Annotated in this window: 16 protein-coding genes; 4 read left to right on the top strand and 12 right to left on the bottom strand. The window is 69.0% G+C overall.

Annotated features, from left to right (window positions below; genetic code table 11):
- Window positions 1–16: 16 nt before the first annotated feature.
- From A5692_RS02565 to A5692_RS02535, 7 genes are all read right to left on the bottom strand, one after another.
- Window positions 17–901 carry a class II glutamine amidotransferase gene (locus A5692_RS02565; protein ID WP_068051668.1) on the bottom strand — a complete coding sequence of 295 codons (885 nt, stop codon included), beginning with the start codon at window positions 899–901 and terminating at the stop codon, window positions 17–19.
- Window positions 902–920: 19 nt separating this feature from the next.
- On the bottom strand, window positions 921–1,391 hold the full coding sequence (locus A5692_RS02560) for an SRPBCC family protein (protein WP_068051665.1): 471 nt from the start codon (window positions 1,389–1,391) through the stop codon (window positions 921–923).
- Between the two features lie 70 nt (window positions 1,392–1,461).
- Window positions 1,462–3,093 carry a long-chain fatty acid--CoA ligase gene (locus tag A5692_RS02555; protein WP_068051662.1) on the bottom strand — a complete coding sequence of 544 codons (1,632 nt, stop codon included), beginning with the start codon at window positions 3,091–3,093 and terminating at the stop codon, window positions 1,462–1,464.
- Between the two features lie 142 nt (window positions 3,094–3,235).
- Window positions 3,236–4,300 carry a YncE family protein gene (locus tag A5692_RS02550; RefSeq protein ID WP_068051660.1) on the bottom strand — a complete coding sequence of 355 codons (1,065 nt, stop codon included), beginning with the start codon at window positions 4,298–4,300 and terminating at the stop codon, window positions 3,236–3,238.
- Window positions 4,301–4,675: 375 nt separating this feature from the next.
- Window positions 4,676–5,422 carry a DUF427 domain-containing protein gene (locus A5692_RS02545; protein ID WP_068051704.1) on the bottom strand — a complete coding sequence of 249 codons (747 nt, stop codon included), beginning with the start codon at window positions 5,420–5,422 and terminating at the stop codon, window positions 4,676–4,678.
- A gap of 23 nt (window positions 5,423–5,445) precedes the next feature.
- On the bottom strand, window positions 5,446–5,721 hold the full coding sequence (locus A5692_RS02540) for a DUF6295 family protein (protein WP_068051658.1): 276 nt from the start codon (window positions 5,719–5,721) through the stop codon (window positions 5,446–5,448).
- Between the two features lie 11 nt (window positions 5,722–5,732).
- Window positions 5,733–6,488, bottom strand: coding sequence for a dienelactone hydrolase family protein (locus A5692_RS02535; RefSeq protein WP_068051656.1), 756 nt, complete (start codon window positions 6,486–6,488; stop codon window positions 5,733–5,735).
- 307 nt (window positions 6,489–6,795) lie between these two features.
- Here A5692_RS02535 and A5692_RS02530 point away from each other — a divergent pair, with 307 nt between their 5' ends.
- Entirely contained in the window at window positions 6,796–7,920 is a 1,125-nt protein-coding gene (locus tag A5692_RS02530) for an AI-2E family transporter (RefSeq protein WP_068051654.1), read from the top strand.
- A 31-nt stretch (window positions 7,921–7,951) separates the two neighbouring features.
- Here A5692_RS02530 and dmpG read toward each other — a convergent pair whose 3' ends face one another.
- Genes dmpG through A5692_RS02510 form a run of 4 tightly spaced genes read right to left on the bottom strand, consistent with a single transcriptional unit; the run spans window position 7,952 to window position 11,394 of the window.
- Window positions 7,952–8,977, bottom strand: a complete 1,026-nt coding sequence (gene dmpG / locus A5692_RS02525) for a 4-hydroxy-2-oxovalerate aldolase (RefSeq protein WP_068051652.1) — start codon at window positions 8,975–8,977, stop codon at window positions 7,952–7,954.
- On the bottom strand, window positions 8,974–9,906 hold the full coding sequence (locus A5692_RS02520) for an acetaldehyde dehydrogenase (acetylating) (protein WP_068051701.1): 933 nt from the start codon (window positions 9,904–9,906) through the stop codon (window positions 8,974–8,976). The genes dmpG and A5692_RS02520 overlap by 4 nt, the downstream gene beginning before the upstream one ends.
- A 37-nt stretch (window positions 9,907–9,943) precedes the next feature.
- On the bottom strand, window positions 9,944–10,732 hold the full coding sequence (locus A5692_RS02515; protein WP_068051698.1) for a 2-keto-4-pentenoate hydratase: 789 nt from the start codon (window positions 10,730–10,732) through the stop codon (window positions 9,944–9,946).
- 5 nt (window positions 10,733–10,737) lie between these two features.
- Complete coding sequence (locus A5692_RS02510) at window positions 10,738–11,394, bottom strand: TetR/AcrR family transcriptional regulator (protein WP_068051650.1); 657 nt, start codon at window positions 11,392–11,394, stop codon at window positions 10,738–10,740.
- Window positions 11,395–11,480: 86 nt separating this feature from the next.
- On the opposite strand from A5692_RS02510, the gene A5692_RS02505 reads away from it, so the two are divergent.
- From A5692_RS02505 to A5692_RS02495, 3 genes are read left to right on the top strand one after another with little or no spacing between them, the layout of a single operon-like run.
- On the top strand, window positions 11,481–13,028 hold the full coding sequence (locus tag A5692_RS02505) for a bifunctional 3-(3-hydroxy-phenyl)propionate/3-hydroxycinnamic acid hydroxylase (protein WP_068051648.1): 1,548 nt from the start codon (window positions 11,481–11,483) through the stop codon (window positions 13,026–13,028).
- Window positions 13,029–13,039: 11 nt separating this feature from the next.
- Window positions 13,040–13,885 (top strand): alpha/beta fold hydrolase, encoded by an 846-nt coding sequence (locus A5692_RS02500; protein WP_068051646.1) that lies wholly within the window; start codon window positions 13,040–13,042, stop codon window positions 13,883–13,885.
- 27 nt (window positions 13,886–13,912) lie between these two features.
- Window positions 13,913–14,926 carry a VOC family protein gene (locus A5692_RS02495; protein ID WP_068051695.1) on the top strand — a complete coding sequence of 338 codons (1,014 nt, stop codon included), beginning with the start codon at window positions 13,913–13,915 and terminating at the stop codon, window positions 14,924–14,926.
- A 24-nt stretch (window positions 14,927–14,950) separates the two neighbouring features.
- On the opposite strand, the gene A5692_RS02490 is transcribed toward A5692_RS02495, so the two are convergent.
- A partial coding sequence (locus A5692_RS02490; protein WP_156765893.1) for an IS481 family transposase occupies window positions 14,951–15,862 on the bottom strand: 912 nt, incomplete at its 5' end.

Below are 15,862 nucleotides of genomic sequence, written 5' to 3'. Positions count from 1 at the left end.
CCAGGCCGGTATCGGGCTAACGCCGGGCGCTCGGCACCGTGTGTTGTGCGTCGTGGACCGGCGCGCTCAGCTCGGCCCGGCGGAGCTGATGCGCGGGCGGGTGGGGCAGGATCACCGTGCGCTCGATGCGCAGGCCGGCGTCGACGTGGACCAGCTCACCCGGCTCGAGCAGACGCCAGCGGGGGTCGTCGTCCATGCGTTCGGTGGCGAACACCACCGACGGGCGGGTGCACAGGTGTTCCGATCGCGCGTTGATTCGCATGGTGCGCATGTCGAATTTCGGGGCTTGGGCCGGGGCCTCGCCGGACCGGTCCAAGACGTAGAGCTCGTGCGTGTCCGGGTACCGCAGCGCCCACATGTCGGTGGCCGTGCTCAGCAGCACGTTGACCGCATAGATCGGCACATTGGCCGCAAGCCATTTCATCGCATCGACCAGACCCGCGGTCACGTCTCCGTCGAGCGCCCGGATCGAGGCGGTGACCAACGCGAACACCCGCTCGGAATCGGTGTCGCCCAGGACCAGTTCGTCGGCGCCGACGGCGCGCAGCCGCTCCCCGAGGATGTCCAGACCCTCCAGGACTCCGTTGTGCGCGAAAATCCGGCCGTCCTGCAGGAACGGGTGGGTGTTGCGGACGTCGAGCGAACCGGTCGTCGCGTAACGCACATGCGCGATGAACGTGGTGCCGGTCAGCTCGTGCGCTTCGGTGGCGAACGCGGCGTCCTCCCAGGCCGCCATGGGCTGCTTGTCCAGCTGCGGCCGGCCCCGGTCGTCGAAGACCCCCAGGCCGGTCCCGTCCGGATTTCTCCTGCTCTGTTGGGCGAGGCTGTCGGGGGCGCCCAGCAACCAGAAGGTCGCGGTGCATACGTCCGTCCCGGCGTGCAACCCGAATAGTCGGCACATACCGGCACGGTACCCAGCTTCAGCGGGTCAACACCTCGCCGAGGTCCCCTAGCGCTCGCCGCGCGTAGCGCTTCCACAGCATCCCGAACAGTGGCAGGCCCGGCGCGGACAGCGGCGACTTGGGGTAAATGGTCCAGCGCCAGGTGATCTCGGTGCCGTCGCCGGCCGGGGTGAAGGTCCACTCGCCGGTGACCGAACCGACCAGGAGCGCCATCGGCCCGTGGATTCCGGTCAGCCGGTAGCCGAACGATCGCGGCGCGTCGACACTGGTCAAGTCTTCCCGCGCGCTACCGCCGACCAACATGATCGTGCGGCTCCGGCCCGCGGTGTCCCAGTCGCCGGTCTGGTCCCGCACTTCCCTGATCGGCGGGATCGGGCCGTACCAGCGGCCGAAGATCTCCGGAAGGGAGATGGGCAGCGTGCCGTGGAACGCCGCGTCCGGCGCGACGGGCACCACGCGGGATTGCTCGACGACGAGGGGCTGGGTCATGAGGGTCCTTCCTCAGGGCTCGTGAATCTCGAATACACCGAACAAGCCGACCCTATTCGACGCCCCGCGCTCAGTCGCGAGCCTCGACCACCCAGTAGCCGTGCTCGGCGTAGCGCGCCCGGATGGCCTTCTTGTCGTACTTGCCCACGCTGGTGCGGGGAATTTCGTCGACGAATGCCCACCGCTCGGGCAGCCACCACCGAACCACCTTTTCGGCCAGGAACTTTCGCAGGTCCTCGGCGCTGACCGTGGTGCCCTCCTTGGCCACCACGACGGCCAGCGGCCGTTCCTGCCACCGCTCGTCGGGCACGCCGACCACCGCGGCCTCGATCACATGCGGGTGCCCGATCAAGCCGTTCTCCAACTCGACCGAGGAGATCCACTCGCCGCCGGACTTGATCACGTCCTTGGCCCGGTCGGTCAGCGTCACGAAGCCCCGCTCGTCGATCCGCCCCACGTCGCCGGTGCGCAGCCAGCCGGAGTCGAACTTCGAGTCGTCGGCGGTGAGGTAGTACGAGCCGGCGATCCACGGGCCGCGGACTTCCACCTCGCCCACGGCGTCACCGTCGTTGGGCAGCGGCCGACCGTCGTCGTCGACGATCCGCATTTCCACGCCGCAGACCGGCTGGCCCTGGGTCGCGCGGAACGCCCAGTGCCGGTCCGCGGGCGTTCCCGGCGGCGGCCACGCCATGGTGGCCATCGGCGAGGTTTCCGTCATGCCCCACAGCTGCCGGATCTGCACGCCGTGGTTCTCCTCGAAGGTGCGCATCAGCGACACCGGAACGGCCGATCCTCCGCAGACCACCAGCCGCAGCGACGACATGTCGTGGCCGGGTTCCTCCTCCAGGCGGTGCAGGACGTCGTTCCAGATCGTGGGCACCGCGCCCGCCACGGTCGGTCGCAGGTCCTCCACCATGCGGATCAGCGACCGCGCGTCGAGATGACGGTCGGGCAACACCAGGTCGGCGCCTGCCATCAGCGCCGCGTAGGGCAGGCCCCACGCGTTGGCGTGGAACATCGGCACGATCGGCAGCACGCTGTCGACGGAACCCACGCCGATGCCGTTGGCGGTGCAGGCCGCCATGGTGTGTAAGTAGCTCGAACGGTGGCTGTACACAACCCCTTTGGGGTTTCCGGTGGTACCGCTCGTGTAACACATTGCGGCCGCGGACTTCTCGTCGAGCTCCGGCCACTCGAAATCGGGGGACTCGCCCTCGAGCACGTCGGCATACCGCAGCACGGTCTTGCCCGAGCCCTCGACCGCGGCGGTGTCGCCCTCCCCGACCACGATCACGGTGTGCACGGTCTTGAAGTCGCCCAGCACCGGGGCGAGCAACTTGGTCAGCGAAGCGTCGACCAGCACCACCTGGTCTTCGGCCTCGTTGGCGACATACGCGATCTGCTCGGCGAAGAGGCGGATGTTCAGGGTGTGCAACACGGCGCCCATCGAGGGCACCGCCAGGTAGGTCGCCAGGTGTTCGGCGTTGTTCCACATGAACGTCGCCACCCGCTGGTCCCCGGTGACGCCCAGGCGTCGCAGGCCGTTCGCCAGCCGAGCGGCATCTTGACCCAGCTCACGGTAGGTGATTCGCCGATAGCCCGCACCGGTGGCGGTGGTGACCGTACGCGCGCCGTGGATCCCGCAGCCGTGCCGCATGATCGCGGAGATCGTCAACGGAAAGTCCAGCATCGTGCTGTCCATCGAGATACCGCCTTTGGATCGCGGCGCAGCGTCGCCTGATGTCAACCCTCCGGGACGCATGGTGCTGGCCGGGGGGCCGGCAACGCCTGGCCGCCGGCAGCCTCCACCCTAAGCCCGGGCTCGGCGACCGGTGCGCTATTTCCTAGGCGAGCACGGGTTCCCGCGGCGCCGGCACGGACAGCCGGGTGGTCGACGCCTCCTCCGGGCCGCCACCCGCGGCGATCGGCACGACGGTGACGACACCGGAGTGGCCGGCGATGTAGAGGTATCTGCCGTCGGGACTTTCGACCACGCAGGACGGGTGCTTCGGCACCCCGATGTCGCCGACGACGTCGTGGGTGCTGGTGCACACGACCGCGACGTGCTCGTCGCTGACCAGGTAGGCGCGGCGCCCGTCACGACTGAGCGCCAGGCGGGTGAGCGGGCCGGCGAGCTCGCTGAGCTTGCGCGTGCCGGTGATCTTGCGGGCCCGGGTGTCGATGACGTCGAGCACCGCGCCGACCACCGGGCCGCAACTGGCCACGTAGGCGGTGCCGCCGTCGCTGCTCAGCGCGACGTCGCGGATGGGCAGACCCAGCTCGTAGGCCCCGACGATGCGGGAGCCGCGGTCGGAGCGCGCGCCGGTCTCGATGACGACCAGTTCGCCGCCGGAGGGGCCGTTGGTGGCGGCATACAGCCGAGTGCCGTCGGGGCTGAGGCGCACGCAGTCCGCGGTGACACCCGCGGCGCCGGCGAGATCGATCACCCCGGTCTCGTCGGTGGCGGTGTCCACGACCGCGACGTCGGCCCCGCGGGCGCGGTTCCGGCTGGCATAGACGAACCTTCCGTCGGCGCTCACGGCCAGGTCGCTCACGCTGTGGGCCAGCGGATGCGTTGCGATGTGCGCGTTCGCCGCGACGTCGACGACGGTGATGGAGTCATGGGACGGGGTTGCGGTGCTGATGTAGGCGCGCGGGGCGTCGGCTCCGCTCAGGGCGACCGCGAACGGCTCGTCCAGGCCGAGGGTCTGCACCACCACCCGGGCATCGGTGTCGACGATGGAGACCGTGTCGAGGCCGTGGTTGGACACGACCAGCCGGCTGCCGTCGGGGCTGATGCCGATGTCGCTGATCGGACCGTTTCGCACGGGAATTGCGACGCTCGAAGTGTCGTCGAATTGGAACACCCGGTCATCCGGGAAGGCCTCGCGGCCGGTCGAAGCGTTCACGCTGTACCGCCTTTGCTGTGTTGTCGGCGCGGGGCGAAGTCGCCGGGACTCGCGCGACAATTCGGCCTACGGATCCAGGAGGATCTCAGCACCCAAAAGGCGCCGACACGACTGGTTTGCCGAGTCTACCGGCCAAAATTCGCGTCAAACGGTTCGAAATTCCCCCGACGTTAGCTACGTCACTCCCCGCACTCAGGTTCTGCTCAGGCTTTCAATTACGCTGTATCGCAGTCGCTTACCCGTAGCGAAACTGACGCAAACGCGCATCCGGGGGATTTCGCTTTCGCCGCTAACGTCCCCGGTCAGCGCCCTAAGGCTATCCAGGTTAAGAAATTCTCAGCGTTCACGTGCCGGAGAGGGAAAGATCACAGGGCTTCACGGGCTGAACTGGGTCTGCGGCCTGGCCAAGGCGGAACCGTCGACGAAGATATCGAGCTTCTCGTTGTAAAACGCCACCAGACCAGCGATCTGGCCGACCGCGGGCAAGGGGTAGTGGTACGTCCAGGCCAGGTCCGGGTGCACGACACCAGCGGAACGCACCGACCAGTAACCCGACGTCACGCCTTTGTACGGACACAGCGTCTGCGTCGCGCTGGGTTCCAGATGCCCGAAGGCGACATCAGTCGGATCGATGTAATACCTTGTCGGCAAACCTGTTTCGAATAGCAGGACAGGAGAGCTGGTGTCCGCCAAGATTATTCCGTCCAACTGCACCCGAACATGCCGGTGTGAGCGCAGCGCATCCACCCGCGAGTAGGGATTGCGCGGATGGCCGTAGATCGGTTCGCCTTCCTCGAACCAGCGCAACGGATCCCATTCGAATCGCACGGTTCCGGCCACCGGGCCGCCACCGTCGGCGTCGAACACCCGCGCGGCGGACGGGTAAGTGTCACCGGCGACCTGCAAGGAGTGCAGCCGCGACGGACCGAACTGCACCTTCTGCGGATGGTCCTCGTCGCGCAGGAACTCCGCGCGGACATCGGCCAACGGGATGTAGTACTGCGGGTAGTAGGGGACCTCCCACACATAACGGGCGGCGGTGGTGTCGAAGACCAGCGCGTCGCCCAGATAACCGCGCACCCGGCGCGGCGCGGCTTCCACCCTGCCGCGGGCGGCGGCCATCTGGGGGTAGTCGCGGTCGGCGGTCACGTCTGATCCTTGGCGGCCAGGCCGACCGGCGCGTGGGCGATCGCCGCCCGGATGGCGTCGGCCAGCGCCAGGGCGCTTTCCTCGGTGAGCTCCAGCGCCACCCGCGCCGACGGCCCCAGCTCCGGGTTGAGCACGTCGATGTTGACGGTGTGGCCGTAGGGCGCGTGGACCGGGTGATCGACATACACCGTCGCGCGGCTGGCGCCGAACCACCCGGTGGCGCCCTTGCCGCTGCCGTCGATCGCGACGTGTTCGGTGAGATGAGTGCACATGGCGGGCGTACCTAGCCTTTCAGGTGGGTGGCGAAGAAGTCGTCGATGCGCCGCCAGCCGTCGACCGCCGCCACCGGCCGGTAGGCGGGCCGGTCGACAGAGAAGAACGAGTGGCCCGCGCCCTCGTAGGAGTGGAACTCGTGCGGCTTGTCGAACCGGACCAATTCCTGGTCCAGTGTGGCCACCGCGGCCGGCGCCGGGAATCGGTCGTCGAGCCCGAACAGGCCCAGCAGCGGACAGCTCAGATGCGGCGCCAACTGCAGTATCGGCTTCATCGCCTTGGGCATGCCCTCGGGTGGATCCTCGACGATGAAGGCGCCGTAGCAATCCACCGCCGCGTCGAACGGCAGCGAACACGCCGCCAGGTACGCGTGTCGCCCGCCCGAGCAGTGGCCGATCACACCGAACTTCCCGTTGGCGCCCGGCAGCGAACGCAGGTGCTCGACCGCGCCCGCGACGTCGCCGACCAGCCGCTCGTCGGGCACCCCGCCGGCGGCCCGCGCCGCCGCCGCCGCGTCGTCGGGCGACGCGCCCGGGGCCTCACGCGAATACAGGTTGGGGGCCACGGCGTGGTAGCCGCTGACGGCCAGCCGCCGGACGAATTCCTTGGTCTCGCGGTCGTAGCCGGGCATGTGGTGGATCCACACGACTCCCCCGCGCGCCCCTTCGGCGAGGGGCGAGGCGCGGTATGCCTCGATCTCGTCGCCGCCGTGGCCGGTGATGGTGATGGTTTCCGCCCGAATGGCGTCGGGGCTGAGCGCGTTCATCGCAAACCTTCCGGGCTCGCCGGCTGGGCCGCAACCGGACGGAGCGCGTGCGGCCGGTCGGGCCGCCCCGCCGAACACCAACGTATCGGAACACCCGCGCGCCCGGGCGATTCGTGTTCTCCCCCGGGCCCGGCGCCGGCCCGCAACTCGCGTGTCGTGCGACCCCGCCACCCCGGGTGGACGTCACGCTGTAGGGGACGCCGAGCAGGAACGGGCCGCGCTGACGAATGGGGCACCGCACGTGGTTGACAGCGCCGAACATCGAGAGCCGCGAGGCCATGCCGCAGAACAGGGCCATCACCGGCTGGTGGGTCGGCCGCACCGCGACGACGAGGGTGTGATCGTCGAAGCCGAACAGCGGGCCGCCCGGTTGCGTTCCGAGGAACATCGCTTCGGCCGGCGCGGCGAGCGGTTCGACCGGCGTTCCCCATTCGTCATGGGAATGGCCGCCGCGGCCGGCGTGGCAGTGACCTATGGGGCGGTCCGCGTCCTCGGGTCGATGTCGTCGGTGCTGGTCTTGATCGGTGTGGCCATGTTCTTCGCGCTCGGGCTCGAGACCGCCGTGTCGTGGCTGGTCAACCACAAGCTGCCGAGGTGGGCGGCGGTGACGGTCGTGGTGACTCTCGTGTTCGCCCTCATCGCCGGGACAGTGGCCGCGACCATTCCCCCGCTGGTGCAGGAGGCACGCCAGCTCGTCGAGCAACTGCCGCATTACCTGCAGCACATCCAAGACCGCTCGTCGCTCATCGGCAGGCTCGACGAGCGCGTCCATCTGCAACAGCGGATCACCGAGATGGTCAACGGGTCCGGCCGTTTCACCTTCGCGGGGATCATCAGAACCGGGTCGGAGGTGTTCGGTGTCCTGTCCCACATCGGCATCGTGGCGATGCTGACCATCTATTTCCTGGCCGACATGCGCCGGATCCGGGCCGGCTTCTACCGGCTCATGCCCAATTCCCGTCGGCCGCGCGCCATCCTGATCGGCGACGAAGTGGTGGCGAAGTTCGGCGCCTATCTCTTCGGCAACGTGCTGACGTCGGTCATCGCGGGGTTCGCCACGTTCGTGTGGTGTGTCCTGCTCGATGTCCCCTACGCGGTCCTGCTGGGTGTCGTGGTCGCCGTCTTGGACCTCTTTCCCTACGGCTCCACGGTGGGCGGATTCGTCGTCGCCGCCGTCGCGGTCAGCGTCTCGATCCCGGTCGCCATCGGGACCGTCGCCTTCTACATGGGATTCCGGCTGGGCGAGGACTATCTGTTGACGCCCAGGATCATCGGCCGCGCGGTCAGGGTGCCGGCCGGCGTCACGGTCGTCGCCGTGCTCCTCGGCGCCGCGTGGCTGGGCGTGGTCGGAGCGCTGGTGGCGATCCCGCTGGCGGCGGCCCTGCAGCTGCTCGTGCAGGAAATGCTGTTCCCGGCGCTGGACGAGGCGTGAGCGGCGCCGAATACCGTTGGGGGCGATCGGCCTACGCCCGCGCCGCCTCGCGGCCGCTGGTGAGGTCGAGCGCGATGTCGACGAGCATGTCCTCCTGGCCGCCCACCATCCCGCGACGACCGGCCTCGACCAGAACCGTGCGCGCGTCGACGCCGAACCGTTCGGCCGCCGCCTCCGCATGGCGCAGGAAGCTCGAATACACGCCGGCGTAGCCGAGGGTGAGCGTCTCGCGATCCACGCGCACCGGACGCTCCTGCAGCGGGCGGACGAGATCGTCGGCGGCATCCTCGAGGGCGTCGAGGTCGCAGCCGTGTTGCCAGCCCATCCGGGTGGCGGCCGCGATGAACACCTCCAGCGGGGCGTTGCCCGCGCCGGCGCCCATGCCGGCCAGGGATGCGTCCACGCGCCGGCACCCGTGCTCGACGGCGACCATCGAGTTGGCGACGCCGAGGGAAAGGTTGTGGTGGGCGTGGATGCCGATTTCGGTCTCGGCGCAAAGCTTTTGGCGCACCGCGTCGACGCGCTCCGCGACGTCACGCATGGTCATCGCACCGCCGGAGTCGACGACGTAGACGCAGCCGGCGCCGAACCCCTCCATCAGCTTGGCCTGGTCGGCCAGCGCCCGCGGGGTGGTCAGGTGGCTCATCATCAGGAAGCCGACGGTGTCCATGCCCAGCTCGCGGGCGGCGGCGATGTGGTGCGCCGAGATGTCGGCCTCGGTGCAGTGGGTGGCGACCCGCACCACGGTGGCCCCGGCCCGGTGCGCCGCGCCGAGGTCACGGACGGTGCCGATTCCCGGCAGCACCAGCGTGGCGATCTTCGCGCGGCGGACCACCCCGGCGACGGCCTCGATCCACTCCAGGTCGGTGTGTGCGCCGAACCCGTACACGCAACTGGAGCCGCCCAGCCCGTCGCCATGGGCGACCTCGATCGAGTCGACCCCGGCGGCGTCGAGGGCCGCGGCGATGGCCGCGGCCTGTCGCAGCGTGTACTGGTGGCGCACCGCGTGCATGCCGTCACGCAAGGTGACGTCGCTGACGTAGAGCCGGCCGGTCATGACGACGCCCCCGCGCCCGTCAAGGAATGCGCCGCAATGCTTTCGGCGGTGGCCAGCGCCGCGGAGGTCATGATGTCGAGATTGCCGGCGTAGGCGGGCAGGTAATCCGCGGCGCCGGTCACCTGCAGCAGGACGGTGACCCGGGTACCGATGAATTTGCCGGTCTCGGGGATGTGCAGGGGATGGCCGGGACCGAAGGTCTCGAACTGCACGGGTTGCTTGAGCCGGTACCCGGGCACGTAGCGCCGAACCCGCTCGATCATCGCGGCGATGGACGCCTCGATGGCGGCATGATCGCAGTCGCCTTCCACCAGGCAGTAGACCGTGTTGCGCATCAGGATCGGCGGATCCGCCGGGTTGAGGACGATCACCGCCTTGCCCCGCTGCGCTCCGCCGACGACTTCCAAAGCGGTGGCCGTGGTTTCGGTGAACTCGTCGATGTTGGCGCGGGTGCCGGGGCCGGCGGACTTCGACGAGATCGACGAGACGATCTCGGCGTAGGCCACCGGCGCCGACCGGTTCACCGCGGCCACGATCGGTACGGTCGCCTGCCCCCCACACGTCACCATGTTGAGGTTCGGCGCGTCGAGGTGGTCGGAGAGATTGACCACCGGGACGCAGAACGGGCCGATGGCTGCCGGGGTGAGGTCGAGCACGCGCACACCGGTGTGCCGCAACACCTCCCAGTGCCTGGCGTGGGCCTCGGCGGAGGTGGCGTCGAATACCAGCCGCACCCGCTCGAAGCCCGGCATGGCCAGCAGCCCGTCGACGCCGCCCGACGACGTCGGGACGCCCAGGCGTACCGCCCTGGCCAGCCCGTCGGACGTGGGGTCGATGCCGATCATCGCCGCCATCGTCAGCGGTCCGCCACCACGCAGGATCTTGAGCATCAGGTCGGTGCCGATGTTGCCCGACCCGATGATCGCCACGGGAAATTGCCGACCGGCCATGGGGTTTCCTCTCGGCCTACGCGAAGCTCACCGCGACCGCGCCGAGGCCGGTGATCGCGGCCCTCGCCCGGTCGCCGCCCTCGACGAATGCGGCCGTGGTGTAGGAGCCCGACATCACGAATTGCCCGGCCTCGATCGCGGTACCGTACTCGGCCAGGGCGTTGGCCAGCCACGCGACGGCCGCCGCGGGATCGCCCATCACGGCGGTGCCCTGTCCGGTTTCGACGAGCGCGTCGTTCAGGTAGAGCGCCGCGGTGGTATCCGGCAGCAATGGCGCGTCCGAGATCGGCACCCACTCGCCCAGCACCACGGCGCCGGAACTGGCGTTGTCGGCGACGGTGTCCGCCAAGGTGATTCGCCAGTCGGCGATCCGGCTGTCCACGATCTCGAGCGCGGCGGCCACCGCTTCGGTGGCCGCCATCACCTCGGCGACCGTCACGCCGGGACCGCGCAGCGGTGCCCGCAGCAGGAACGCCACTTCCGGTTCCACCCGCGGCGTGCAGAACGCCCGCCGGGGCACCGCCGCCCCTTCGCCCAGCACCATGCTGTCCAGGACGTAGCCGAAGTCGGGTTGGTCGACGCCGAGCAGCGCCTGCATCGGCGCGGAGGTGAGCCCGATCTTGTGGCCGCGCAGCCGCGCGCCCGCGCCGAGGTGGCGCGCGAGGTTGTGCCGCTGCACCGAATAGGCCTGGGCCACATCAAAGTTCGGGTATGACTCGGTCAGCGGAGGAATCGGGCTGCTGGTCGCCTGAGCCGCATACAAGCGCTGGGCCGCCTCGTCCAGCGGCGGGTTCTGGGCGGTCACCTCGATCATGTGAAGTCCCCGGACTCCAAGAGCTGGGTCGCCGACTGGAAGACCAGGCGGGCGTGCAGGTCGAAGAGCTTGATCAGGTCGACCGAGTCACCGCCGATCTCCTTGGCGATGAACAGCCCGTCGGCTCCGGCGATCGCGTAGGTGGTCAGCAGGCGCACACCTTCCTCGTCGAGCCCGGGCGCCACGTCCCGCACGACCGCCTCGAACCGCCGAAAGGCCGCGTCGCGCACCTGGAGGAACATCTCCCTGGCCCGCGGCTCGATCGGGCGGCGCTCCAACGCCAGCATCAAGCCCAGCCGGATGAAGTCGGGCGCATCCAACAGCGCCTTGGCCACCTGCGTCCCGAGCTCGGCCACCCGCTCCTGGACCGGGGCGCCGCCGGGCAGGTCCAGCGCCGCAAGCCAGCGGCCGAAGCTGCGCTCGATGACCGCGGCTATCAGGTCGTCCTTGTCGGCGAAATGCCAATAGATCGATGTCGGCGGCAGGCCGCTTTTCTTGCTGACCAGCGAGATGGTGGTGCCTTCGTAGCCCCGTTCGGTGGCGACTTCGGTCGCCGCGTCGAGGATCCGCTCGCGCGACTGCTCCCCGTTGGCCCGGGTGCGGCGGCCCGCGCGCGATCCGGCGGAACCGGTGCTGCCGGCGTCGGCGGTCACGTTGCCTCCCCTGGGGTGTTGACGGTCACGTTGCGAAAGCTTACTGTATCGAGCACTACATTAACAAGGCCGGCGGAAGGGCCGCGATGACTGACCGAAAAACCTATGACGTGGCGATCGTCGGCTATGGCCCCGTCGGCTGCACCGCGGCGAATCTGTTGGGCCAATTGGGCCTCAATGTCGTTGTGGTGGAACGTGATCCCGATATCTATGCGCGGGCGCGCGCCATCTCCACCGACGAGGAAGTGGTTCGCATCTGGCAGCAGGTCGGGCTGGCGGACCGGCTCAACGCCGATATGCAGCCGGGGTGCGGGGCGAACTTCGTCGACGCCAGCGGCGTGCCCTTCGTCAAGCTGCTACCCGTGTCGAGGGGTAACGGGCATCCGCCGCAGCAGTTCATCTACCAACCCGCCCTGGAGCAGGTGCTGCGGGAAGGGGTCGACCGCTTCCCCAACGTGTCCGTCCTGCTCCAGCACGAATGCCTGCGGCTGGTCCCCCAAGGCGACGGCGTCGAGTTGATGCTCGCCGATTTGACCACCGACGAGTTCAGGCGGGTCCGCGCCTCCTACGTGATCGCCGCCGACGGCGGGTCCAGCGCCACCCGGGCGCAGCTGGGTGTGGGGTTCAGCGGCCGCACCTACGCCGAGCGCTGGATCGTCATCGACACCAAAGTGCTGAAGGAATGGCCCGGGCATGACCGGCTCCGGTTTCACTGCAACCCCGAACGGCCGACCGTCGACTGCCCCACCCCGCTGGGACACCACCGCTGGGAGTTCCCGGTGCGCGACGAGGAGGACGAGCGCGACCTGCTGTCCGAGGACGCGATCTGGAAGGTGTTGCACGCCCAGGGAATATCGCCGGGGGACGTGCAGATCCTGGGCTTCGCCTGCTACAGCCACCATGTCCGCTTCGCCGACCGGTGGCGGGTGGGCCGGGTCTTCCTGGCCGGCGACGCCGCCCACGCGATGCCCCCGTGGATCGGGCAGGGCATGTGCGCGGGCGTGCGTGATGTGGCGAACCTGTGCTGGAAGCTCGGGGCCGTGCTGAACGGGTCGCTGCCCGAATCGGTGCTCGACACCTATCAGACCGAGCGGCTGCCGCACGTGCGGGAGGTGACCAACCGCGCGGTGAAGACGGGCAAGCTCATCATCGAACGCAACCGGTTGCGCGCCGCGGCCCGCAACCACCTCTTCCGCACCGCGAGCAGGGTGCCCTACTTCCTGACGTGGCTGCGTGACCACCGCTGGTTACCCGACGCGCGCTACCGGGACGGCCTGCTGGCCCGCAACGGAAACCGGGCCGTCGGCTGGCTCATCCCCCAGCCCTGGGTCCGCGACGAGAAGGGCGACAGCGTCCGCCTCGACGACGTGGTGGGCGGGCGCTGGACCGTGCTGCACACCGGGCGCGCATCCGACTGGCCGGACTGGCATGCCGCGGGAGTGCCCGCGCTGCAGGTCATCCCGCCCGGAAGCGTTCCGCGTGCCGACTGCCTCGTCGACAGCGACGGGTCGCTCACCGCCTGGCTGGGCGGGAAGGGCGCCTCGGCGGTGGTGGTGCGGCCCGACGGCTTCGTCTACGCCGGCGCCGCCGATGGCCAGCCCCTTCCGCCGCCGCCGGCCGGCTTCAAGTCCTAAGGAGACACCCAGTGACCACGAACACGATCACCGAACGCACCGTCAACGTCAGAGGAAAAGAGATCTTCGTCGCGGAGGCCGGCAGCGGCCCGCCCGTGGTGCTGTTGCACGGCGGCGGACCGGGCGCGTCGGGCATGTCGAATTACGCCCGCAACGTCGAGCCGCTCGCCGAGCACTTCCGGGTCATCGTTCCGGACATGCCCGGCTACGGCCGCTCCACCAAGGGCGTGAACCGGCGAGACCCGTTCGGATACCTCGCCGATCACATCCGGGGCATGCTCGACGCGCTCGGCATCGAGACCGCACACCTGGTCGGCAACTCCTACGGCGGGTCGTGTGCGTTGCGGCTGGCCCTGGACACGCCACACCGGGTGAACAAACTCGTGCTGATGGGCCCCGGCGGCATCGGGACCAGCCGCGGGTTGCCCAGCGAGGGTCTGCGAAGCCTGCTGGCCTACTACGGCGGCGACGGACCCAGCCTGGAGAAGCTGCGCACGTTCATCCGCTCATACCTGGTGTATGACGGTCACGCCGTGCCCGATTCGCTGATCGAGTCCCGCTACCGGGCGTCGATCGACCCCGAGGTCGTGGCCAATCCGCCGCTGCAACGCCCCGCGGGGTTGAGCACGCTGTGGCGGATGGACTTCACCCGCGACCGCCGCCTCGGCAGCCTCTCGACGCCCACGCTGATCGTCTGGGGCCGCGACGACAAGGTCAACAAACCCGGCGGCGCGGCGATGCTCGCCGACCGGCTGCCCAACGCCGACGTCCTGCTCGCCGCCAACACCGGGCATTGGGTCCAGTGGGAGCGCGCCGCACTGTTCAACGCGGTCACCGCCGCGTTCCTGAAAACCTAACCACCGCAAGCGATGACAGGGATCAAGATGTCCGTCACCCAATGGCCGTCGGTGTTCGGCAAAGCGCACCTGGGTTACGTCGTGATCGAAACCCAAAAGATCAGCGACTGGAAGCGCTTCGGCCGCGACGCGATCGGCATGCACCTCGACGAGATGGCCCCCGAGACCGCCCGGTTCCGCCTCGACGACGACGAATGCCGCGTGCTGCTGCGACGCGGCCCGGCCGAGGACGTCGTCGCACTGGGCTGGCAGCTCGACGGCCATGCGACGTTCGAGGAGATCAGTCGCCGCGTCGCCGGCCGCGGGGTGCCCAACGCCGAGGGCAGCGACGAAGAGGCGAAGCTGCGCGGTGTCGAGCGCTTCCTGCGGTTCCCCGGCCCGAACGGCCTCGGCCAGGAGATCTACACCACCGCCCGCACCGCGCCGTTGCCGCTGGACATACCGGGCAGCGGATTCGTCACCGGCGCAGGCGGAATGGGCCACGTCGCCCTCACGTCGAAGAAGCCACACGAGGTGCGCGGGTACTACAACCACGTCTTCGATGCGCGGCTCTCGGACTACATCGACGAGACCATCAGCGGGATGAGGTTCAAGATCAGGTTCCTCAGGGTCAACGAACGGCACCATTCGGTGGCGATCGCGTCGGTGAATGCGTTGCCTATCAACCCGATTCGCACCCGTGTCCAGCACGTCAACGTGCAGGTCGCCACGCTCGACGACATGGTCAGCTCCTACCAGCGGGTCAAGGAACTGGGCTTCGAGATGGCCCTGTCCGTCGGCCAGCACACCAACGACAAAGAGCTGTCCTACTACGCGGCCACGCCGTCGGGCTTCGAATGGGAGGTGGGCTGGAACCCGATCGTCGTCGACGAAGCCACCTGGAGCCCCACCACCCACCAGGGCATCAGCATCTGGGGCCACCGGCCGGAAGGGCAGACGGTCATCGCCAAGCTCCAGCAGTTCGCGGCGGCCGCCCGCTCGCTACGGCACCGGGAAGACACCGTCGGGGCGCTCAGCGCACCCGGCATCGCCGACGACTAGCTGTCGTGACCTGACACGTTGTTGTCAGGCAGCGAGTCGGCTGATTGGTGGTCGTCCGCCGAGGGCGGAGTGGCCTCGTCGAGTGTTGTAGCGGCGAAGGAATTGGTCAAGACCGCGTCTACGCAGGGTGTTGTTGGTCCAGGGGCGGGCGTAGGCCCATTCGTTGAGCAGGGTCCGGTTGAACCGTTCTGCTTTGCCGTTGGTCCAGGGACAGCCGGGCTTGCTGAATCGGCGTTTGAGTTGCCAGGCCGAACAAACCCAGCCCCAGTCGGTGCCGTGTCGGTAGACCAACGCGTTGTCGGTCAGTAGCCGACGCACACGTACGCCTTGGGCAGCGAACCAGGCCACTGCCCGGTGGAGAAACCCCGCGCACGTCGGATCCTTTTCGTCGGGGAGTACTTCGCTGTAGGCGAGCCGGGTGTAGTCATCGATGGCGGTGTGGACGTAGTCGTAGCCGATCTTGGTCTTCTTGTGCCGGTTGGCAACTGAGACCGCGGCGTCGCGGCCGTGCAGCCGCCATCCACCGCCTGACGGGATGCGGCCGAGCTTCTTGACGTCGACATGAACCATGGCCCCCGGCGTGGGGTGTTCGTAGCGGTTGGGGCTGCGCCGAGATGAGCGCACCGCCTCGCCGGTGATTGGGTCGATTGCACTCAGATGTGGCACCTGGTGGCGCGCCAGGATCCGCCCGACCGTCGAGGGATTCAGGTCGAGTTCGGCGGCGAGCACAACAGCGCCGCGTTTACGGCGTCGGCGCGCGGCGAGCACCTTCTGCTCGACCCGATGGCTCGTGCGGTTAGGCATCCGGATCGGCCGCGATGAACGGTCGGCCAGCGCGGCATCGCCGCCCTGGGCATACCGGCGCAGCCACTTGTACACCGTTGCCCGCGAAATCCCCAGTTGCTCAGCCACATGCGCAGCCGGCCAACCAGCGGC

The organism is Mycobacterium sp. E342, from assembly GCF_001667665.1.
GTDB lineage: Bacteria > Actinomycetota > Actinomycetes > Mycobacteriales > Mycobacteriaceae > Mycobacterium.
Note: the sequence above shows the minus strand (reverse complement) of the source record. Positions and strands in the feature narration are given on the sequence as shown.

Bases quoted from the DNA above. Each gene is read 5' to 3' on its own strand.
- A5692_RS02565 (WP_068051668.1), bottom strand. From the start codon at position 901: ATGTGCCGACTATTCGGGTTGCACGCCGGGACGGACGTATGCACCGCG.
- A5692_RS02560 (WP_068051665.1), bottom strand. From the start codon at position 1,391: ATGACCCAGCCCCTCGTCGTCGAGCAATCCCGCGTGGTGCCCGTCGCG.
- A5692_RS02555 (WP_068051662.1), bottom strand. From the start codon at position 3,093: ATGGACAGCACGATGCTGGACTTTCCGTTGACGATCTCCGCGATCATG.
- A5692_RS02545 (WP_068051704.1), bottom strand. From the start codon at position 5,422: ATGGCCGCCGCCCGCGGCAGGGTGGAAGCCGCGCCGCGCCGGGTGCGC.
- A5692_RS02540 (WP_068051658.1), bottom strand. From the start codon at position 5,721: ATGTGCACTCATCTCACCGAACACGTCGCGATCGACGGCAGCGGCAAG.
- A5692_RS02535 (WP_068051656.1), bottom strand. From the start codon at position 6,488: ATGAACGCGCTCAGCCCCGACGCCATTCGGGCGGAAACCATCACCATC.
- dmpG (WP_068051652.1), bottom strand. From the start codon at position 8,977: ATGACCGGCCGGCTCTACGTCAGCGACGTCACCTTGCGTGACGGCATG.
- A5692_RS02505 (WP_068051648.1), top strand. From the start codon at position 11,481: ATGACTGACCGAAAAACCTATGACGTGGCGATCGTCGGCTATGGCCCC.
- A5692_RS02495 (WP_068051695.1), top strand. From the start codon at position 13,913: ATGTCCGTCACCCAATGGCCGTCGGTGTTCGGCAAAGCGCACCTGGGT.